Origin of the sequence: Nocardioides sp. Soil796 (assembly GCF_001429525.1) — a bacterium.
In the GTDB taxonomy this organism is placed as follows: Bacteria; Actinomycetota; Actinomycetes; order Propionibacteriales; family Nocardioidaceae; genus Nocardioides.
This window is the reverse complement of sequence record NZ_LMSQ01000017.1, coordinates 524,390-544,889: the sequence shown is the minus strand read 5'-3', so window position 1 is coordinate 544,889 and position 20,500 is coordinate 524,390. Positions and strand designations below refer to the sequence as shown.

Here is a 20,500-nt window from a genome sequence, read left to right as displayed (position 1 = left end):
TGCGATCAGCCACAGGTGGCAGAGCCTGCTCCATGATGCGCGTGACGACCGCACCGCTGCACGAACCGTTCCGAGGCTTGCGGTCAGCCATGAAGCACCTCCATGATGCGGGCCGCTGCCTGGTCTTCGTCGAGACCCTCTTCGAGCGCTTCCTCGCGCGCTTCGAGGACTCGCTTGAAGTCGCTCGGCATGACCTGGGTGAATCGGGACAGGGCGCTGTCCCAGTCGGCCAGCAGGTCGCCGGCGACCGAGGACTCGGTCTCCTCGAGGTGCTTGGTGACCAGTTCCTTGAGCTCGTCGGCGGCCTTGCCCTTGACCTCGCTGAGCTCGACGAGCTCGGGGTTGACCCGGCCCTCGTCGAGATCGAGCACGAACGCGTAGCCCCCGGACATGCCGGCCGCGAAGTTGCGCCCGGTCTGGCCGAGTACGACGACCTTGCCGCCGGTCATGTATTCGCAGCCGTGGTCGCCCACGCCCTCGACCACGGCCGAGACACCCGAGTTGCGCACGCAGAAGCGCTCGCCGGCCTGCCCACGGAGGAAGATCTCCCCCGACGTGGCGCCGTACCCGATGGTGTTGCCGGCAATGATCTGCTGGGACGCGTCGAACGTGGCGTTGCGGTCCGGACGGACCACGATGCGACCGCCCGAGAGGCCCTTGCCGACGTAGTCGTTGGCGTCGCCCTCCAGGCGCAGCGTGACACCGCGCGGCACGAAGGCACCGAACGACTGCCCGGCCGAACCGGTGAAGGTGATGTCGATCGTGCCGTCGGGCAGGCCCTCGCCGCGGTAGCGCTTGGTCACCTCGTGGCCGAGGATCGTGCCGACGGTGCGGTTGACGTTGCGCACCTGAACCTGGGCGCGCACGGGCTCGCCGTTCTCGAGCGCCGGAGCCGCGATGCGGACCAGCTCGTTGTCGAGCGCCTTGTCGAGTCCGTGGTCCTGACCGGTGGTGTTGCGTCGGGCCGCCCCTTCGGGCAGCTCCGGCAGGTGCAGCACCGGCGACAGGTCGAGACCGGCCGCCTTCCAGTGGTTCACGGCCTTCTCGGTGTCGAGGCTCTCGACGTGGCCGACGGCCTCGTCGAGGGTGCGGAAACCGAGCTCGGCGAGGATCTCGCGGACCTCCTCGGCGATGTACTCGAAGAAGTTCACGACGTACTCGGCCTTGCCGGAGTAGCGCTCGCGGAGCACCGGGTTCTGCGTCGCGACGCCCACGGGGCAGGTGTCGAGGTGGCAGACCCGCATCATGATGCAGCCCGAGACCACCAGCGGAGCGGTGGCGAAGCCGAACTCCTCGGCGCCCAGGAGGGCGGCGATCACGACGTCGCGACCGGTCTTCAGCTGGCCGTCGGTCTGCACGACGATGCGGTCACGCAGTCCGTTGAGCAGCAGCGTCTGCTGGGTCTCGGCGAGGCCGAGCTCCCAGGGTCCGCCGGCGTGCTTGAGCGAGGTCAGCGGAGAAGCACCGGTTCCGCCGTCGTGGCCGGAGATGAGTACGACGTCCGCGTGCGCCTTCGACACACCGGCAGCGACGGTGCCGACGCCCATCTCGGCGACCAGCTTCACGTGGACCCGGGCCGCCGGGTTGGCGTTCTTCAGGTCGTGGATCAGCTGGGCGAGGTCCTCGATGGAGTAGATGTCGTGGTGCGGCGGCGGGGAGATCAGGCCCACGCCGGGCGTGCTGTGCCGGGTCTTGGCCACCCACGGGTAGACCTTGTGACCGGGCAGCTGGCCACCCTCACCGGGCTTGGCACCCTGCGCCATCTTGATCTGGATGTCGTCGGAGTTCGTGAGGTACTCGCTCGTCACGCCGAAGCGTCCCGAGGCGACCTGCTTGATCGACGAGCGACGCTCCGGGTCGTAGAGGCGCTCCGGGTCCTCGCCGCCCTCACCGGTGTTGGACTTGCCGCCCAGCCGGTTCATCGCGATGGCGAGTGTCTCGTGGGCCTCCATGCTGATGGAGCCGTAGGACATGGCACCGGTGGAGAAGCGCTTGACGATCTCGGAGACCGGCTCGACCTCGTCGATCGAGATCGGCTCCCGCTCGCCCTCCTTGAACTTGAACAGGCCGCGCAGCGTCATCAGCCGCTCGGACTGCTCGTTGACCCGCTCGGTGTACTGCTTGAACACGTCGTACCGGCCGGCACGCGTGGCGTGCTGGAGGCGGAAGACGGTCTCCGGGTCGAACAGGTGCGGCTCGCCCTCGCGACGCCATTGGTACTCGCCACCGATGTTGAGCTCACGGTGGGCCGGCGCGATACCGCCGCGCGGGTACGCCGTGGCGTGGCGGCGGGCCACCTCCTCGGCGATCACGTCGAGCTCGATGCCGCCCAGCTTGGAGGTGGTGCCGGTGAAGTACTTGTCGACGACGCTCTGCGAGAGTCCGACGGCCTCGAAGATCTGGGCACCGGTGTACGACGCGACGGTCGAGACACCCATCTTGCTCATCACCTTCAGGACGCCCTTGCCGAGCGACTTGACGAGGTTCTTGACCGCGACCTGGGGCTCGATCTTGACGTAGTAGCCCTCGCGCGCGAGGTCCTCGACGGACTCCATCGCGAGGTACGGGTTGACCGCGGCCGCGCCGTAACCTACGAGCAGCGCCACGTGGTGTGTCTCGCGCACGTCGCCGGCCTCGATGAGCAGGCCGACCTGGGTGCGGGTCTTCTCGCGGACCAGGTGGTGGTGCACCGCACCGGTGAGCAGCAGCGACGGGATCGGCGCCAGCTCGGCGGTGGAGTGCCGGTCGGAGAGCACGATGATGCGAGCGCCGTCGGCGATCGCGTCGGAGACCTCCTGGCAGATCTCGTCGATCCGCGTGGCCATCGCCGCGCCGCCGCCCTCGACCTCGTAGAGGCCGCGCGAGACGTGGGTGATGAAGCCGGGCATGTCACCGTCACGGTTGATGTGACGGATCTTGGCCAGGTCGTCGTTGTCGATCACCGGGAACGGCAGCACGACCTGGCGGCACGAGGCCGGGGTCGGCTCGAGCAGGTTGGACTCCGGCCCGATGGTGCCGTTGAGCGAGGTCACCAGCTCTTCCCGGATCGCGTCGAGCGGCGGGTTGGTGACCTGGGCGAAGAGCTGTGCGAAGTAGTCGAACAGCAGGCGCGGCTTCTCCGACAAGGCGGCGATGGGTGTGTCGGTGCCCATCGAGCCGATCGGCTCGGCTCCCGTGTTGGCCATCGGGGTGAGCAGGACGCGCAGCTCCTCCTCGGTGTAGCCGAAGATCTGCTGGCGACGCGTCACCGACGCGTGCGTGTGCACGATGTGCTCACGCTGCGGCACGTCGTTGAGGTGGATCAGCCCGGCGTGCAACCACTCGTCGTACGGGTGCTCCGCGGCCAGCTCGGACTTGATCTCCTCGTCCTCGATGATGCGGTGCTCGTCGGTGTCGACGAGGAACATCTTGCCCGGCTGCAGACGGCCCTTGCGGACGATCGTGGCCGGGTCCAGGTCGAGTACGCCGACCTCGGAGGCGAGCACCACGAGACCGTCGTCGGTGACCCAGTAGCGCGACGGGCGCAGCCCGTTGCGGTCGAGGACCGCGCCGACCTGGCGGCCGTCGGTGAACACGACACAGGCGGGGCCGTCCCACGGCTCCATCATCGCGGAGTGGAACTCGTAGAAGGAACGACGCTTGTCGTCCATCTCGGTGTGGTTCTCCCACGCCTCGGGGATCATCATCAGGACCGAGTGCGGCAGCGTCCGGCCACCCATGTGCAGGAGCTCGAGCACCTCGTCGAAGGACGCGGAGTCGGAGGCACCCTGGGTCACGATCGGGTAGAGCCGCTCGAGGTCGCCGGGGATCAGGTCGGAGGACAGCAGGGCCTCGCGGGCGCGCATCCAGTTGCGGTTGCCCATGACCGTGTTGATCTCGCCGTTGTGCGCGATGAAGCGGAACGGGTGCGAGAGCGGCCAGCTCGGGAACGTGTTCGTCGAGAACCGCGAGTGCACGACCGCGACGGCCGAGGCCACCCGCTCGTCGACGAGGTCGGGGAAGACCTGGTCGAGCTGGTCGGTGGTCAACATGCCCTTGTAGGCGATGGTGCGCGAGGAGAGCGACGGGAAGTAGACGTCGGTCTCGCGCTCGGCGCGCTTGCGCAGGCAGAAGGCCAGGCGCTCGAGGGCCATGCCGGCGATGCGGGAGCCCTTGCCGGCGACGAACAGCTGCACGAAGGCGGGCATGCAGTCGCGGGCGGTGGTGCCGAGAGGTGCGTCGTTGGTCGGCACCTCGCGCCAGCCGAGGACGGCGAGGCCCTCTTCGGCGGCGATCTGCTCGATCAGCTGCCGGGTCTTGGCGACGTTCTCGGCGTCACCGGGAAGGAAGGCGGTGCCCACGGCGTACGACCCGGCGACCGGGAGGTCGAAGTCGACGACCTCACGGAGGAACGCGTCGGGGACCTGCATCAGGATGCCGGCGCCGTCACCGGAGTTCGGCTCGGCACCCGCGGCACCGCGGTGTTCGAGGTTGCGGAGGGCAGTCAGCGCCTTCGAAACGATGTCATGGCTGGCCACGCCCGTCAGGGTTGCCACGAACGCGACACCGCAAGCGTCGTGCTCGCTGGTTCCGTCGTACAACCCCTGAGGCGGCGGGAATGCGTGCATGGGCATTCTCCCGTCGTCATCTGCGCCGACCCGGCTGAGCGGGAAGGCGAACTGGTCAGTGCAAGAAAAACTGATTTACGGCAGGGGACGACACTGGCCCTCGCGGAGCGCCCAGACTAACACCCAATTCGGCTGCCCCACGAGCCAGAACCCGTCGCCGGACACGTTCGTGACGTCCGTCTCAGGCTGTGGCAACCCTCGTCGGGTGGGCTCAGCCGACCCCCTGGCCGACCGCGATGCCGACCAGATACGTGATCGCGAACGCCGCGGCACCGAGCACCACCTGGCGTCCGCCGCCGTACCACCAGGGCCGGTTCGTCAGCCGGGTCACCACGGCTCCACACCCGAACAGGGCGAGCAGGGTGAGCACCATCGACGGCCACAGGATCTCGACGCCGAGCAGGTAGGGCAGGACGGGGATGAACGCCCCGAGCGAGAACGACACGAACGACGAGACCGCGGCGACACCCGGCCTGGCCAGCTCGTCGGGGTCGATCCCGAACTCCTGCATGGAGTGCACGGCGACCGCGCTGTCGAGGTCGCGGTGCACCTGGGCGGCGACCTCGGCGGCGAGGTCTGCGTCAAGGCCCCGGTCGGTGAGCATCTCGGCCAGCTCGGCGGTCTCGCCCTCCGGGTTGGCGATGATCTCCTTGCGTTCCTTCTCCACCTCGAACTCGGCCGCCTCGGCCTGGCTGGCGACCGAGGCGTACTCCCCCGCCGCCATCGAGAAGGCGCCTGCGGCGAGGCCCGCCAGACCGGCGAGTACGACGGCCGAGGTGTCCGGGGCTCCCCGTGTTCCACCGGCGACGCCGGCGATCAGCGCGGCGTTGGAGACCAGGCCGTCCATGGCACCGAAGACGGCCGGACGCAGCCAGCCGCCGTTGACGTCACCGTGGTCGTGCTCGATCTCAGGGGTCTCGTGGGTCGTGCTCATGGAACTGAACCTAGTGAGTGCGATGCCCGAATGCACCGAAGGACAGGCTCACCTGTCGGTGTCGGAGCCGGCCCTGGTCCCGTCGGCGTCCTCGGCCTCGTCGGTCTCGGCGGCGTCATCCGCCGGCTCCTCCTCCGCCGACTCGGTGCCGGCGGGCTCGTCTGCTCCGGGATCCGGGTCGGCACCGTCCACGGCCACCTCGCCGTCCGCGTCCTGCTTGTCGAGCACAGCCGAGTCGGACACCGCGGCTGCGTCGCCCGTCGCGGCTGCGTCGCCCGTCGCGGCTGCGTCGCCCGTCGCGGCTGCTTCGCCCGTCGCGGCCGCGTCGTCGTCCTGCGGGTCACGGAAGACGCTCTCCTCGCGACCCGGGTGACGCCTGCTCGACCAGATGAAGTACGCCACGGCGGCCACGAACAGGACGATCGAGGTCCAGACGTTCAGGCGGAGCCCGAAGACGTCGTCCATCTGCACGTCGTCGATGCGCATTGTCTCGATCCATCCACGGCCCAGCGTGTAGCCGGCGACGTAGAGCGCCATCACGCGGCCGAAGCCGAGCTTGAACTTCGCGTCGGCCCAGATCAGCAGACCGAAGATGCCGAGGTTCCAGATGCACTCGTAGAGGAACGTCGGGTGGTACGTCGCGTCCTCGAGGTGCCCGGCGAGCCGGTGGTCACGGTCGATCTCCAGGCCCCACGGCAGGTCGGTGGGTCGGCCGTAGAGCTCCTGGTTGAACCAGTTGCCCCACCTGCCGAAGGCTTGCGCGACGATGACGCCGGGTGCCAGGGCGTCCATCACGGGGAGGATCTTGATGCCCATCACGCGGGCGCCGATCATCGCGCCGACCGCACCGAGCGCGATGGCGCCCCAGATGCCCAGCCCGCCGCGCCACACGTAGAGCGCGGTGACCGGGTTCTTGTCCTCGCCGAAGTAGAGGTGGTAGTCGGTGATCACGTGGTAGAGCCGGGCGCCCACGAGGCCGAACGGGATCGCCCAGAGCGCGATGTCGGACATCTGGCCGGGCTTGCCGCCGCGGGCCACCCACCGCTTCTCGCCGATCCAGATCGCCGCGATGACACCGACGATGATGCACAGCGCGTAGGCCCGGATCGGGAACGGTCCGAGCTCCCAGACGCCCTCGGAGGGGCTGGGGATGGTCTGCAGGATCATGAATCCGCCTTCAGCAGTTTCGTGAGGTCGTCGGCGAGGTCCGTGGCTGAGGTGTCCTGGTTCCAGATCACCGGGACCTCGTCGTGGGAGTCGATCGAGAACACGTGCGTGTCGTGGGTGACGTCGTACCCGCCGGAGGGCAGCTTCTTCTCACGCTGCATGAACACGCCGAACGACTTGGCAAGCTCCGCGATGGTCGACAGCTCGCCGGTCAGGCCGACGAAGTCGTCGCTGAAGCGGTCGAGGTAGGTGCGCAGCGCTTTCTCGTCGTCGCGCGCCGGGTCGGTGGTCACGAACACCACCTGCACGTCGTCACGCTGGTCGTCGTCGAGCCGGGTCAGCGAGGAGGCGACGTTCGACATCACCATCTGGCAGATGTCGGGGCAATTGGTGTAGCCGAAGAAGACCAGGGTCACGGGCTTCTCGGTCTGCTCCGCGAGCGAGAAGTCGGCCCCGTCGGTGTCGGTCAGGGCGGCGACCGGTGCGGCGTACCTGTCCTTCAGCGCGGTGCCGTGGAAGCCCTCCTCGCCGACGGGTTGCTCGCCGCTGGCGCACCCGCTCAGCACCAACGCCGCGGAGAGTGCCACAGCGGCGAAAGACCCCCTACCCACGTCGTACGCCGTCGGCCAGGTCGCGGGTCAGCGCGGCCAGGGCGGCAAGCCCGGCCTTCCGGTCGGCGCCGGCGTCGAGCAGCGTGCGGACGAACGCGGAGCCGACGATGACACCGTCGGCGTACGACGCCACCTCGGCGGCCTGGTCGCCGTTGGAGACGCCCAGGCCAACACCGACGGGCAGGTCGGTCGTGCTCTTCGTGCGCGCCACCAGGGGCCCGGCCAGGTCGCTGGTCGTCGACCGGGCGCCGGTGACGCCCATCACCGCAGTGGCGTAGACGAACCCGCGCGAGGCGGCCGTGGTCATCGCGATCCGCTCGTCGGTCGAGGACGGCGCGACGAGGAAGACCTTGTCGAGGTCGTGCCGGTCGGCGGCCGCGATCCACTCCTCGCCCGAGTCGGGCGTGAGGTCGGGGGTGATCAGCCCGGCGCCACCGGCCGAGGCCAGGTCGGCGGCGAACTTCTCCACTCCGTAGCGCTCGACGGGGTTCCAGTAGGTCATCACGAGCGTCGGCACGCCGGTGGCGGCCACCGCCTCCACCGTACGCAGCACGTCGCGGGTGCGGACGCCTCCGTCGAGCGCCTGCTGGGCGGCGGCCTGGATGGTCGGGCCGTCCATCACGGGGTCGCTGTAGGGCAGGCCGATCTCGACCACGTCGACCCCGGCCTCGACCATCGTGCGAATCGCCTCGATGGCGCCGTCGACGTCCGGGAAGCCGGCGGGCAGGTAGCCGACCAGGGCGGCGCGGTTCTCGGACCGGGCCTTCTCGAAGGCGCTCTTGGCACTCACTTGTCGTCTCCCTCGGTCTCGCCCTCGGTGCCGCCCAGGCCGAACCAGTCGATGGCGGTGCCCATGTCCTTGTCGCCGCGTCCGGAGAGGTTGACCAGGATGGTGGCGTCGGGGCCCTTCTCGGCGGCCAGCTGCTCGGCGATCTTCAACGCCCCGGCCAGGGCGTGGGCCGACTCGACGGCCGGGATGATGCCCTCGGTGCGGCTCAACAGGGCCATCGCGTCCATCGCCTCGGCATCGGTCACCGGCAGGTAGGTCGCGCGACCGATCTCGGACAGGTGGGAGTGCTCCGGTCCGACGCCCGGGTAGTCGAGCCCGGCGGAGATCGAGTGGGACTCGATGGTCTGGCCGTCCTCGTCCTGGAGCACGTAGGTGCGGGCGCCGTGCAGCACGCCGCTCTCCCCCGCGCCGATCGTGGCCGCATGACGGCCCGTCTCGACACCGTCGCCGCCGGCCTCGAAGCCGTAGATCGCGACGTCGTCGTCCTCGAGGAAGGCCGTGAACAGGCCGATCGCGTTCGACCCGCCGCCGACGCAGGCCGCGATCGCGTCGGGGAGCACGCCGTACTGGTCGAGGCACTGCTGGCGCGCCTCGTCGCCGATGCCGCGGCAGAAGTCGCGCACCATGCTCGGGAACGGGTGCGGTCCGGCGGCGGTGCCGAAGAGGTACGCCGTGTGGTCGACGCTGGCCACCCAGTCGCGCAGGGCCTCGTTGATCGCGTCCTTCAGCGTCGCCGAGCCGGAGTCGACCGGGATCACCTTGGCGCCGAGGAGCTGCATGCGGGCCACGTTGAGCGCCTGGCGCTTCGTGTCGACGGCACCCATGTAGACGGTGCAGTCGAGGCCGAAGTAGGCCGCTGCGGTGGCGCTGGCCACGCCGTGCTGTCCGGCGCCGGTCTCCGCGATCACTCGGGTCTTGCCCATCCGCTTGGTCAGCATCGCCTGGCCGAGCACGTTGCGGATCTTGTGCGCACCCGTGTGGTTGAGGTCCTCGCGCTTGAGCAGGATGCGGGCACCGACCTGCTTGGAGAGTCGCTCGGCTTCGTAGAGCAGGCTCGGGGTGCCGGCGTACTCGCGCAGGATCTTCTCGAACGCGTCGGTGAACTCCGGGTCGGCCATGGCCTCCTGCCAGGCGACGGTCAGCTCGTCGAGCGCGGCGACCAGCGCCTCGGGCATGAACCGCCCGCCGAAGTTGCCGAAGAAACCGCGTTCGTCCGCGCCGAACCTGAGCTCACTCATGCCTGTCTCCCAATCGCTGTCATCGCCCGCACGGCACCTTCCGGGTCGCCGTCCCTGACCAGGGCCTCTCCCACGAGTACGACGCGGGCGCCTTCGGCCGCGAAGCGTTCGACGTCGGCGGTGCCGGTGATGCCGGACTCGGCCACCTTCACCCTGTCGTCGGGGATCAGTGCGGACAGGCGGCCGAACGTGTCGTTGTCGACCGCCAGGGTCTTGAGGTTGCGCGCGTTGACACCGATCAGGTCGGCACCGAGGTCGACCGCGCGCCGGGTCTCCTCCTCGTCGTGCACCTCGACCAGCACGGTCAGGCCGAGGGCGCGCGCCTCGGCGTACAACCGCTCGAGCTCGGGCTGCGGCAGGGCGGCGACGATGAGCAGCGCGAGGTCGGCTCCGGCCGCGCGGGCCTCGTGCAGCTGGTAGCTGGTGACGATGAAGTCCTTGCGCAGCAGCGGCGTGTCGACCGCGGCGCGTACGGCGCGCAGGTCGTCCAGGCTGCCGTTGAACCGACGCTGCTCGGTGAGCACGCTGATCGCGGCCGCTCCCCCGCGCGCGTAGGCCGAGGCCAGCACCGCGGGGTCGGGGATGTCGGCGAGGTCGCCCTTGCTCGGGCTCTTGCGCTTCACCTCGGAGATGACGCTCATGCCCTCGGCCCGGAAGTGCGGCATCGGGTCGCGTGCCGGCACCGCGGAGGCGGCCAGCGCCTCGACCTCGGCGAAGGGGACGCGTTCCTCGCGTTCGGCAAGGTCGATCCGGACACCCGCGACGATGTCGTCGAGCACGGACATGCAGCACACCTCCAGGTTGGGACGGAGTCAGTTTGTCACCCTCGTGGTCAGGTCCCCGAGGCGCCTCTCGGCGGTGGAACCGGGCCCGGACGGCGAAGGGGCCGAGCGGTGAATCAGGCTCAGGGAGCCAGCCACGCCCCGAAGGGCAGGTTGCGCAGCACGCCGAACACCAGCACCGTGCCCAGGAGCACCGCCACGACGGGAGTGGAGAGCCCCTGCGACGGTCCGGTGACGGGAGCCCCGACCCATGCGTCGCGGACCCAGCGCAGCCAGAGCAGGACGGCCAGCGGGATGCCCAGCACCACGACCAGGTTGCTCGAGAGTGCGCCGACGAGGTCGAAGTTCGTCAGGTCGTTGACCGCGCGCAGGCCGCCACAGCCCGGGCACTGCAGCCCGGTGATGAAGTTGAACGGGCACAGGCCCCAGGATCCGCTGGCGTGCGGGTCACGCAGGTGCAGCGCCAGGGTCGCGGCGCCGAGCCCCGCACCCAGCAGGAGCGGTGGCCGCAGGCGCGTCCCTCGGGACGGGCGGGTCTCAGTGAGCGTCGCCAAGGCCCATCTTCGTCATCACCACGAAGACCACCAGCGCGAGGGGAAGGAACGCCATGCCGATCCAGAAGACGGGCATGCTGATCGGGCTGAGCATGAGACCGACACCGGCGATGACGAAGGCCACCAGGCCGATGATCACCGCGGTCCATGCTGCGGGGGTGTTGCCGTGGTTGTCAGACATGCGTGGCTCCTAGTGCGCGGTGAAATCTGGCGACAGTCTATTCAGTCGGTCAGAGGGTCGGGTCGTGGCCCTCGTCGATGGCCTTCCAGAGCTCGCCGTCGTTGGCCCGCTCGACGTCGACCGGGCCCGACTGGGCGCCCGTGGGCGCGTCGTACCGGCTTCCCATGGCCGGCCACGACGGCACCAGGCGTACGGCGAGCAGGGTGGCCACGACCGAGATGACGATGCCGACACCGGCCGCCCAGAACCAGCCGGTGAAGCCGGCGTCGAGACTGCCGGCCAACTGGCCCGTGCCGGTCTCGGTGAGCTTGTCGGCGAGGTCGTCAGGCAGGGTGCGCCAGCCCTGGATGAAGGTGGCCACCAGTCCGAGTGAGCTGACCAGGCCGAGTACGGCGACCGCGCGGCGGACCCACCCACGGGTGACCAGCAGCACGCCCCAACAGGCGAGGAGCACCAGCCCCAACGCGCCGGCCAGCGGCATGTCGAGGGCGAACTGGTCGGTGGTGGCCACCGGCGCGTCGATGGTGTCCGCGGCATCCGGGACGGCGTACCACGCCTTGGCCCCACCGACCGCGGCCAGCGCGGCGCCGACCAGGCCGAGCAACAGCACCGGCCCGAACGTGGACCGGGGCTTGCGTTCGGTGGGCTCCGTGGGCTCGACGGCGCCGGCAGGCTCCGTGGGCTCCGTGGGGTCAGACATCGGTGGGTCCCAGCCGGTCGGCGTCGAAGCACGTGCGGTCACCGGTGTGGCAGGCTGCCCCGACCTGGTCGACCTTGACCAGCAGCGTGTCGCCGTCACAGTCGAGCCGGACGTCCTTGACCCACTGCACGTGGCCCGAGGTGTCGCCCTTGATCCAGTACTCCTCGCGCGAGCGGCTCCAGTAGGTCGCGCGCCCGGTGGTCAGGGTGCGGGCCAGGGCCTCGTCGTCCATCCAGCCCAGCATCAGCACCTCGCCCGTGTCGTGCTGCTGCACCACGGCAGGGACCAGCCCGTCTGCGGTGCGCTTGAGCCTGGCGGCGATGTCGGGGTCGAGGGTGGTCACAAGGAACCAGCCTATCGGCCGTGCGGTCGGGGATCGTCGGCGCGGCGCCCACCGGACAAGGCGGACGGCGACGGTCCACGCGCCCTCCGGACAGCCGGGGTCAGGCAGTGCTGCCCTGCTGGGCCACCCACGAGGCGTGGAGGCCGGCGTACACGCTGTCGGGGTCCTCGAGCAGGCTCGCGTGTGGCCCGCGCTGCACGATGCGTCCGCGGTCGACGACCACGACCTCGTCGGCGTTCTCGGCGGTGCTCATGCGGTGCGCGATGGTGACCGACGTGCGGCCCTGCATGAGGCGTTCGAGGGCCCGACCGATGCGCATCTCGAGCTGCGGGTCGACCGCGCTGGTTGCCTCGTCGAGCACCAGCAGGTCGGGGTCGACCAGGTGCGCCCGGAGCAGTGCCACGAGCTGCCGCTCTCCTGCCGACAGCGACTCCCCGCGCTGCCCGACCCGGGTGTCGAGGCCGTGCGGCAGGCCGTCGACCCAGTCGGCCAGGCCGAGCTCGGCGGCGGACGCGAGGACCAGGTCGTCGCTGGCGTCGAGCCGCCCGTAGAGCGCGTTGGCCCGCAACGTGTCGTCGAAGAGGAAGCCCTCCTGGGGAACCAGCACCACCGATCGTCGCAGGGAGTCCTGGCGGATGTTGCGGACGTCGAGGCCGTCGAGCCGGATCTCGCCGGAGGCGGGGTCCATCAACCGGGTCAGCAGCTTGGCGAAGGTCGACTTGCCCGATCCGGTCTCGCCCACGATGGCGACGCGGGTGCCGGCCTCGATGTGCATCGAGACGTCGTGGAGCACGGTCGGCCCGCTCGGGTAGGCAAAGCTGACGTTGACCAGCGCGACGTCGATCGGGCCGCGCGGCAGCACCTCGCCCGACTCTCCGGGGTCGACCAGGTCGGCCGGGGTGTCGAGGATGCCGATCACCCGGCGCCACCCGGCGATGGCGTTCTGGGCGTCGGTGAGGATCTGGGTGCCCATCTGCACGGGCGAGACGAACAGCGTGACCAGGAACGCGAAGGCCACGACCTCACCTGCGGTGATGTCGCCGGCGAAGCCGAGCCAGATGCCGATGATGATCACGCCGGCGTTGGCCAGCCCGCCCGACAGGCCGCCGAGCGAGAACGAGAACGCGGTGAAGCCCTGGGCCTTGGTGGCGGCGTCCTGGTTGGCCCGGATCGCGGTGTCGATGCGCTGCTGGGTGCGGGCCTCGACGGCGTACGCCTTGACCACGGCGGCCCCGACCACGGGCTCGGAGACGGCCGAGAGCATGATGCCGACCTGCTGGCGGACCACGCCGTACGCCGCGGAGAGGCGCTGCTGGAAGAACCGCAGCGACATCATCAGCGGGGCGAAGCAGATCCAGACCACGAGGGCCAGCTGCCACGAGTAGAAGACCATGATCACGGTCGCGACGAGGATCTGCCCGAGGCTGACGATCATCATCACCCCGCCGAAGACCAGGAACTGGCTGACCTGGTCGACGTCGCTGGTCACCCGCGAGACGAGGGCGCCGCGGCGCTCGGTGTTCTGGGTGAGCAGCGGCAGGTCGTGGACGTGGCGGAACGCCTTGCTCCGCAGCGTGGCAAGGCCGCTCTCCGCGGCCCGGAACAGGCGGGCGGTCATGAGATAGGACGCCCCGCTGGTCAGGACGATCGCACCGGCGGCGATCAGGCCCATGCGGAGCATGAAGCCGGTGTCGGGCCCGTCGGGTCCGTTGAGCCCGCGGTCGAGGGTCTGCTGGACGACGATCGGGATGACCACCTGGCCGACCGTGGAGAGCACCGCCAGCAACAGGGTGACGCCGAGTCCCTTGCTGAGCTCGGGCGAGAGCTGCATGCCGCGGCGGATCGTCGCGAGGGCCTTGATCTCGTCGCCGCTGTCGACGCTGGTCGTGGTGCTCATGCCGTCTCACCTGCTGCCTGCTGCTCGTAGGCGTTGACGAGCGTGGCGTAGTCGGGGCTCCGCTCGAGCAGCTCCTCGTGGGTGCCGCGCCCCGCGATGCGGCCGTCGGCGAGGTGGAGCACCTCGTCGGCCAGGCCGATGGTGGCCTTGCGGTAGGCCACCACCACGAGCGTGGTGTCGGAGCCGTTCTGTCGCAGTCCGCCGAGGATGCGGGCCTCGACCTCGGGGTCGACGGCGGACGTCGCGTCGTCGAGGACGAGGAGCCGTGGCCTGCGGATCAGGGCCCGGGCCAGTGAGACGCGTTGCCGTTGGCCGCCGGAGAGCGACGTGCCCCGCTCCCCCAGCTCGGTGTCGAGCCCATGGGGCAGGCCGGCCACGAACCCGTCGGCCTGGGCGGTGCGCAGGGAGTCCCAGACCTCGTCGTCGGTGAAGTCGCCGCCGAGGGTGATGTTGCCGCGCACCGTGTCGTCGAACATGAACGCGGTCTGCGGGACGACGGACAGGACCCGTGCCAGCTCGCCCCGGTCGAGGTCGCGCAGGTCGGTGCCGTCGATGCGCACAGCTCCCTCGTCGGGGTCGACCAGCCGAGTGATCAGGTTGGTCAGGGTGCTCTTGCCGGACGCGGTCGCGCCGACCAGTGCCGTCGTACGACCCGGGGCGACGCCGAACGTGACGTCGCGCAGCAACGGCTGCTCCTCGTCGTAGGCGTAGGCGAGGCGCTCGACCTGCAGATCGGCACCGGCGCCGGCCGCCTCGACGGAAGCGGTGCCGTAGGCCATGTCGCCGCGCGCGTCGAGCACGGCCTGGACCCGTTCGTAGCCGACCACGCTGCGCGGGAACTCTCCGAGCAGCCAGCCGATCGAGCGGATCGGGAACGAGACGATGGTCAGCAGGTAGGCGACGGTCACCACGGCACCGGCGTCAGTGGACCCGTCGAGCACCCGGGCCACCCCCGTGCCGAGCACCACGAGCACCCCGATGTTGGGCAGGGCGGAGATGGTCGGGTCGAACATCGCGCGGATGCGGCCGGCCTTGATCAGCACGTCGCGCAGCTCGTGGACGCGTTCGGCGAACCGCTCGGTCTCCTCGCCCTCTCGGCCCAGCGTCTTGACCACCATCGCCCCGTCGAAGGACTCGTGCGCGATCTCGCTGACCTCGGCGCGCAACTGTTGCGCGCGCGTCATCAGGGGTGAGGACGTGCGTTGGTAGACCACGTTGGCGACCACCACGACCGGGAAGACCAGCAGCCCGACCAGGGCCAGGACGACGTCGGCGAGCAGCATCTGCACGATGGCGATCACCATCATCGCCACGGTGCCGACCGCCATCGGGAGCGGCGCGATGGGGAACCACGCCGCCTCGACGTCGGAGTTGGCGTTGGAGAGCAACTGGCCGGTGGGGTGGCGCTGGTGCCACTCCATCGGCAGGTCGAGGTATTGGCGGGTGACCTCACGGCGGGAGTGCGCCTGCATGCGGTATTGCATGATGCCGGCACCCAGGCGTCGCGCGACGATGCCGACCGCGCGCAGGATCGCCACACCGACGAACAGGCCGAAGACCGCCCAGAGGACGCCGGCGCCGATCTCGCCGTTCTCGAAGGCGGGGATCACCGCGTGCTCGGTCGACCAGCCGAGGACCCAGGCGTCGGCCACGGTGAGCGCGCCGAAGAGCACGCTGCCCAAGGTGGAGACGGTGAAGATCCACGGCTCTCGCCGGATCGCCACACCGAGGACTGCGAAGCCCTCACGCATCGTCGACCGCGGGGCACCCACTCGGCTCACGTCTCCTCGAATCTCTCCACCTGACAGCGAGGCCAACACTAGGACGGGGCACCGACATTCCCACCATGCACAAATCCGGCTGACCGATTCCAGGTCGCGCCATACGCCGTACGCTCGCGACATGAGCACCCTGGCCCACGCCGAACGCAACCGTCTCTGCGACCTTGCGCTCGAGGTGGGTGCCGAGGCCCCCACGCTCTCCGGTGACTGGACCGTCAAGGACCTCGTCGTCCACATGATCGTGCGGGAGCGCACCCTCGCCTCCCCCGGCATCCTGGTTCCGGCGCTCTCCGGGCTGATCGACCGCGCAACCGAACGCGTCGGCCGCCGTGACTTCACGGACTTGGTGGAGGACCTGCGTCGACCACGCCTCACGTGGGCCGCCCTGCCCGCCGTGGACCGACTGTTCAACACCGCGGAGTACTTCGTGCACCACGAGGACATCCGCCGTGCACAGCCGTCCTGGGTGCCCCGCGAGATGTCCGCCGCCGAGCAGCACAGCCTGTGGCGGGTGGTGACCACCACCGGACGTGGGCTGGTCAGGCCGGCCGGAGTGCCGGTCCTGGTGCGCGACGTACTCACCGGCAGGGAGGCCACGCTGCGGCACGGCAGCGACCCGGTGCTGGTCGTGGGCCAGCCGTCTGAGGTGTTGATGTCGCTGTTCGGCCGTTCCGAGGTCAGCGGTGTGGAGGTCGGCGGGCCCGAGGAGCGGGTACGCCGTTTCCGCTCGGCGTCGCTCGGACTCTGACTGCGGCGGCGCGCGCCGGCTCGCCCACGGGTCGCTCAGCGCACGGGGTGGCCGGTCTGCGCGAGCGCGTTCTTCACGTCGGAGATGCGCAGGGTGCCGAAGTGGAAGACCGTGGCAGCCAGTACGGCGTCAGCGCCCGCGTCGACGGCAGGCGCGAAGTGGTCGACGGCACCGGCGCCGCCCGAGGCGATCACCGGGATGCTGACCTCGCGGCGTACGGCCCGGATCAGCTCGAGGTCGAAGCCGTCCTGGGTGCCGTCGGCGTCCATCGCGTTGAGGAGGATCTCGCCGGCGCCGAGGTCGGTCGCGCGGGCCGCCCACTCGATGGCGTCGAGCCCGGCCGACGTGCGGCCGCCGTGCGTGGTGACCTCGAAGCCGGAGTCGGTGTTCGGGGCCCGGCGGGCATCGACCGACAGCACCAGCACCTGGTTCCCGAACCGGTCGGCCACCTCCGCGATCAGCTCGGGACGGTTGATCGCCGCGGTGTTCATCGCGACCTTGTCCGCGCCGGCCCTCAGCAGGCGGTCGACGTCCTCGACGCTCGAGACTCCCCCGCCCACCGTGAGCGGGATGAAGACCTCCTCGGCGGTGCGCGACACGATCTCCATCGTGGTCGCACGCCCCTCGAAGGAGGCGGAGATGTCGAGGAAGGTCAGCTCGTCGGCGCCTTCGGCGTCGTAGGTGCGGGCCAGCTCCACCGGATCTCCGGCGTCACGCAGCTCCTTGAAGTTGATGCCCTTGACCACGCGCCCGGCATCGACGTCCAGACACGGGATGACGCGTACGGCGAGGGTCACGAGGCGCCCTTGGTGAGGGCGAGGGCTTCCTCGATGGTGAAGCGGCCCTCATAGAGCGCGGTGCCGGCGATGGCGCCCTCGACGCCGAGGGGGACGAGCTCCATCAGTGCCCGGATGTCGTCGATGGTGGTCACGCCACCGGACGCGACAACGGGCTTGTCGGTCCGCGCACAGACGTCGCGGAGCAGGTCGAGGTTGGGGCCCTGGAGCATGCCGTCCTTGTTGACGTCGGTGACGACGTAGCGGGCGCAGCCCTCGGCGTCGAGACGGGCGAGGGTCTCGTACAGGTCACCGCCCTCACGAGTCCAGCCGCGCGCCGCGAGGGTGGTGCCGCGTACGTCGAGGCCGATGGCCACGCGGTCGCCGTACTCGGCAATCGCCTTGGCACACCACTCGGGGCTCTCGAGCGCGGCGGTGCCGATGTTGACCCGGCGGCAACCGGCGTCCATCGCCGCCTTGAGCGACTCGTCGTCGCGCATCCCGCCGCTCATCTCCACGTCGATGTCGAGCGTGCCCACGATCGTGGCGAGCAGGTCGCGGTTGTGTCCGTGCCCGAACGCGGCGTCGAGGTCGACGAGGTGGATCCACTCGGCGCCCGCGCTCTGCCAGCGAAGGGCGGCCTCGACCGGGTCGCCGAATCGCTTCTCCGAACCGTCGACGCCTTGCACGAGCTGGACGGCCTGGCCGCCCTTGACGTCCACGGCGGGCAGGAGTTCGAGGTAGTCGCTCATGGCGCAAACCCTAATCCGACTCGGCGAGGTCCTTCGCACGCGTCTCGGGGACGGTGCAGATCACGGCCACGCTGACGCCGAGGAGTACGACGACGTACGTCGTGAACGCGCTCGCACCGTAGTGGGTTCCGAACCAGGACTGGAGGTACGGCGCGGTGCCACCGAACAGTGCAACGGCGACGGAATACGGGATGCCGACCCCGACCGTGCGGATGTTCGTCGGGAACATCTCCGCGAACACGGCAGGCAGGATCGCCGCACTGCCGCCGAGCAGCACGAGCGTGACCGACATCGCGACAGCGAGCCGGACTGCACTGTCACCGAGGAAGGCACTGACCGGGAAGGCCGCGAGAGCCAGCGACACAGCGGAGAAGAGCAGCACCGGCTTCCGCCCAATGCGGTCGGACAGGATTCCCCACAGGGGCAGCGAGGCGATGAAGACCACGTTCGCCACCACGCCTGCCCACAACGCGTGGGCCGGGTCGACGCCGAGGTCATGGATGGCGTGCGCGGGCGCCGCGATTCCCCAGACGTAGAAGGTGACGGTGAGGCCGACGGTCAGACCGATCACCTGCAGTGCCTGACGGCGATGACGGATGATCTCGGGCCAGATGCGCACCCGCTCCGTCGTCTCGAACACGTCGGACTCGTGCATGCTGCTGCGCATCACCAGTGCGTACAGGCCGAAAAGTCCGCCGATCGCGAACGGGATCCGCCAACCCCAGGCCACCATCTGGGAGTTGTCGAGTACGCCGACCAGCACCGCGCCGACGATCACCGCGATCACGTTGCCCAACGTCCCCGAGACGTAGATGAGACTGGCCCACAGACCGCGGCGCTCCGCAGGTGCGCACTCGGACAGGTAGGTCTGGGCCGAAGGCATCTCACCACCGTGGGCGAGACCCTGCACGAGGCGGGCCAGCACCAGCACCACCGAGGCGAGCACGCCCACGGACTCGAAGGTCGGTGAGCACGCAATGACCAGAGAGCCCGCGGCGGCGGCACCCACGGTGACCGACATCGAGAACTTGCGGCCACGTCGGTCGGCCAGGTAGCCGAAGAGCAGCCCGCCGATGGGGCGCGCGGCGAACCCGACGGCGAACACGATCAAGGTCGCCAGGAACGCCGAGACCGGGTCGCCCGGGTCGAAGAACTGGGTCGCGAAGAACGGCGTGAAGATCGCGAACACGCCCCAGTCGAACCACTCCAGGGCATTGCCCACGCCCGTGCCGAAGAGAGTCTTCCTCCGGCTCTGCGTCGGCGGGGTGGGCGGGGTGGGCGCTTCCGCGATCGTGCCAGGCGTCGGCTTCTCAGCAAGTGCGGTCATGTCGATCTCCGTCGGGCTCAGTTGTGGGTGGCGGGGAGGGCAAGGCGGCGCTGCGCCAGCTCGGCGTACAGGGCGGTGCCGTCGGCGAGCACGGCATCGTCGTACTCCGCGTAGGGGCTGTGGTTGAAGGGCGCGGTGGCGGGGTCGACGCCGACCGGTACGGCGCCCAGGCCCACGAAGCTTCCGGGGACCAGGTCCAGGACCCTGGAGAAGTCCTCGGAGCCGTTGAACGGATGGACCAGGTCCGCGTGCCGCTCACCGCCGAAGAGCTCAGCGATGGTGTGGGCGGCGAAGTCGGTCTCGTCGACGTCGTTGACGGTCAGCGGATACTCCGCGGTGTAGTCGACCATCACGTCCACTCCGTGTGCGGCGGCGATGCCGCGCAGGAGGCGAGGAGCCGCAGCCGCGACCTTGTCGCGTGCCTCGGCCGAGAACGTGCGCACCGTCGCCTCGAACGTCGCGGTGTCAGGGATGACGTTGCGACGGGTGCCGGCGTGCAGGCTGCCGACCGTGACCACGACCGGGTCGAACACGTCGAACTGCCGGGTGACCATGGTCTGCAGGGCCGTGACCATCTCCGCCACCGCGGTCACCGGGTCCTTGGCGAGGTGCGGCGTCGAGCCGTGGCCACCCGCGCCGTGCACGGTGACGTGCAGGGCATCCGAGGCTGCCAGCATGGTGCCGCGGCGGGTGACGAACTCGGCGTGCTGCCGGACCGAGGAGAAGACGTGCAGGCCGTACGCTGCGTCGACGGGTCGGCCGGCGGCCTCCATCACGCCCTCGCTGATCATCACGCTCGCGCCGTCCCAGCCCTCCTCCCCCGGCTGGAACATCAGGACGACGTCGCCCACAAGACGTTCGCGGTGTGCGGAGAGGAGCCGGGCTGCCCCGACCAGCATCGAGGTGTGCAGGTCGTGGCCGCAGGCGTGCATGACGCCGTCGACCCGCGAGGCGTAGTCGAGGCCGGTGCGCTCCTGCACCGGCAGGCCGTCCATGTCGGCACGCAGGAGAACCACTGGGCGCTCGTCGGGCGTCGCGACGTCAGCCGTCCCGCGGAGCACCGCAGTGACCGAGGTGGTGTCCGTTCCGGTGCTGACCTCGAGCGGCAGGCCGGCGAGTGCACCGAGAACGCGCTCCTGCGTGCGTGGCAGGTCGAGACCGACCTCGGGCTCGCGGTGGAGGTCGTGACGCAACTGGCGCAGGTCAGGCGCGAGCCCACGGGCGTCGTCGAGCAGGTTCATCCGGACTCCATGTGATGGGGGTCTCTTGGCGCTCACCAGTGTGCAAAGATGGCCATCCGATGCATGATTTC

Annotated in this window: 18 protein-coding genes; 1 reads left to right on the top strand and 17 read right to left on the bottom strand. The window is 69.9% G+C overall.

The window, feature by feature from the left end:
- Positions 1-83: 83 nt before the first annotated feature.
- From gltB to ASH02_RS09580, 13 genes are all read right to left on the bottom strand, one after another.
- The gene (gene gltB, locus ASH02_RS09640) at positions 84-4,607 is read right to left on the bottom strand and encodes a glutamate synthase large subunit (protein WP_442938211.1); all 4,524 of its coding nucleotides are present in this window, start codon (positions 4,605-4,607) and stop codon (positions 84-86) included.
- Positions 4,608-4,818: 211 nt separating this feature from the next.
- Complete coding sequence (locus ASH02_RS09635) at positions 4,819-5,541, bottom strand: VIT1/CCC1 transporter family protein (protein WP_057294629.1); 723 nt, start codon at positions 5,539-5,541, stop codon at positions 4,819-4,821.
- A 48-nt stretch (positions 5,542-5,589) separates the two neighbouring features.
- Positions 5,590-6,708, bottom strand: coding sequence for a prolipoprotein diacylglyceryl transferase (gene lgt, locus ASH02_RS09630; RefSeq protein ID WP_082563526.1), 1,119 nt, complete (start codon positions 6,706-6,708; stop codon positions 5,590-5,592).
- Positions 6,705-7,319 carry an SCO family protein gene (locus tag ASH02_RS09625; protein WP_082563525.1) on the bottom strand — a complete coding sequence of 205 codons (615 nt, stop codon included), beginning with the start codon at positions 7,317-7,319 and terminating at the stop codon, positions 6,705-6,707. The genes lgt and ASH02_RS09625 overlap by 4 nt, the downstream gene beginning before the upstream one ends.
- Complete coding sequence (trpA, locus tag ASH02_RS09620; protein ID WP_056676899.1) at positions 7,312-8,109, bottom strand: tryptophan synthase subunit alpha; 798 nt, start codon at positions 8,107-8,109, stop codon at positions 7,312-7,314. The genes ASH02_RS09625 and trpA overlap by 8 nt, the downstream gene beginning before the upstream one ends.
- A complete protein-coding gene (gene trpB / locus ASH02_RS09615; RefSeq protein ID WP_056676897.1) occupies positions 8,106-9,347 on the bottom strand; it encodes a tryptophan synthase subunit beta in 1,242 nt (413 codons plus the stop codon). The genes trpA and trpB overlap by 4 nt, the downstream gene beginning before the upstream one ends.
- The gene (gene trpC / locus ASH02_RS09610) at positions 9,344-10,132 is read right to left on the bottom strand and encodes an indole-3-glycerol phosphate synthase TrpC (RefSeq protein ID WP_056676894.1); all 789 of its coding nucleotides are present in this window, start codon (positions 10,130-10,132) and stop codon (positions 9,344-9,346) included. The genes trpB and trpC overlap by 4 nt, the downstream gene beginning before the upstream one ends.
- 119 nt (positions 10,133-10,251) lie before the next feature.
- Entirely contained in the window at positions 10,252-10,683 is a 432-nt protein-coding gene (locus ASH02_RS09605; protein ID WP_056676890.1) for a DUF2752 domain-containing protein, read from the bottom strand.
- Positions 10,667-10,864, bottom strand: coding sequence for an HGxxPAAW family protein (locus ASH02_RS09600; RefSeq protein ID WP_056890850.1), 198 nt, complete (start codon positions 10,862-10,864; stop codon positions 10,667-10,669). The genes ASH02_RS09605 and ASH02_RS09600 overlap by 17 nt, the downstream gene beginning before the upstream one ends.
- A 49-nt stretch (positions 10,865-10,913) precedes the next feature.
- Positions 10,914-11,564, bottom strand: coding sequence for a Trp biosynthesis-associated membrane protein (locus ASH02_RS09595; RefSeq protein WP_057294628.1), 651 nt, complete (start codon positions 11,562-11,564; stop codon positions 10,914-10,916).
- Positions 11,557-11,907, bottom strand: a complete 351-nt coding sequence (gene hisI, locus ASH02_RS09590; protein ID WP_156388625.1) for a phosphoribosyl-AMP cyclohydrolase — start codon at positions 11,905-11,907, stop codon at positions 11,557-11,559. Before hisI ends, ASH02_RS09595 begins: the two co-directional genes overlap by 8 nt.
- A gap of 100 nt (positions 11,908-12,007) precedes the next feature.
- A complete protein-coding gene (locus tag ASH02_RS09585) occupies positions 12,008-13,804 on the bottom strand; it encodes an ABC transporter ATP-binding protein (RefSeq protein ID WP_057294627.1) in 1,797 nt (598 codons plus the stop codon).
- Positions 13,801-15,585, bottom strand: coding sequence for an ABC transporter ATP-binding protein (locus ASH02_RS09580; RefSeq protein WP_327152811.1), 1,785 nt, complete (start codon positions 15,583-15,585; stop codon positions 13,801-13,803). Before ASH02_RS09580 ends, ASH02_RS09585 begins: the two co-directional genes overlap by 4 nt.
- Positions 15,586-15,706: 121 nt before the next feature.
- Here ASH02_RS09580 and ASH02_RS09575 point away from each other — a divergent pair, with 121 nt between their 5' ends.
- Positions 15,707-16,333: a TIGR03085 family metal-binding protein gene (locus ASH02_RS09575; RefSeq protein ID WP_057294626.1), complete on the top strand. Its 627-nt coding sequence runs from the start codon at positions 15,707-15,709 to the stop codon at positions 16,331-16,333.
- 35 nt (positions 16,334-16,368) lie between these two features.
- Here the strand turns inward: ASH02_RS09575 and hisF are convergent, their stop codons facing one another.
- Genes hisF through ASH02_RS09555 form a run of 4 tightly spaced genes read right to left on the bottom strand, consistent with a single transcriptional unit; the run spans position 16,369 to position 20,429 of the window.
- Positions 16,369-17,130 carry an imidazole glycerol phosphate synthase subunit HisF gene (gene hisF / locus ASH02_RS09570; RefSeq protein ID WP_057294625.1) on the bottom strand — a complete coding sequence of 254 codons (762 nt, stop codon included), beginning with the start codon at positions 17,128-17,130 and terminating at the stop codon, positions 16,369-16,371.
- Positions 17,127-17,861 (bottom strand): bifunctional 1-(5-phosphoribosyl)-5-((5-phosphoribosylamino)methylideneamino)imidazole-4-carboxamide isomerase/phosphoribosylanthranilate isomerase PriA, encoded by a 735-nt coding sequence (gene priA / locus ASH02_RS09565; RefSeq protein WP_056676871.1) that lies wholly within the window; start codon positions 17,859-17,861, stop codon positions 17,127-17,129. The genes hisF and priA overlap by 4 nt, the downstream gene beginning before the upstream one ends.
- 10 nt (positions 17,862-17,871) lie before the next feature.
- Positions 17,872-19,188, bottom strand: a complete 1,317-nt coding sequence (locus tag ASH02_RS09560; RefSeq protein ID WP_082563524.1) for an MFS transporter — start codon at positions 19,186-19,188, stop codon at positions 17,872-17,874.
- Between the two features lie 17 nt (positions 19,189-19,205).
- Entirely contained in the window at positions 19,206-20,429 is a 1,224-nt protein-coding gene (locus tag ASH02_RS09555) for a M20 metallopeptidase family protein (RefSeq protein WP_056676867.1), read from the bottom strand.
- Between the last annotated feature and the right edge of the window lie 71 nt (positions 20,430-20,500).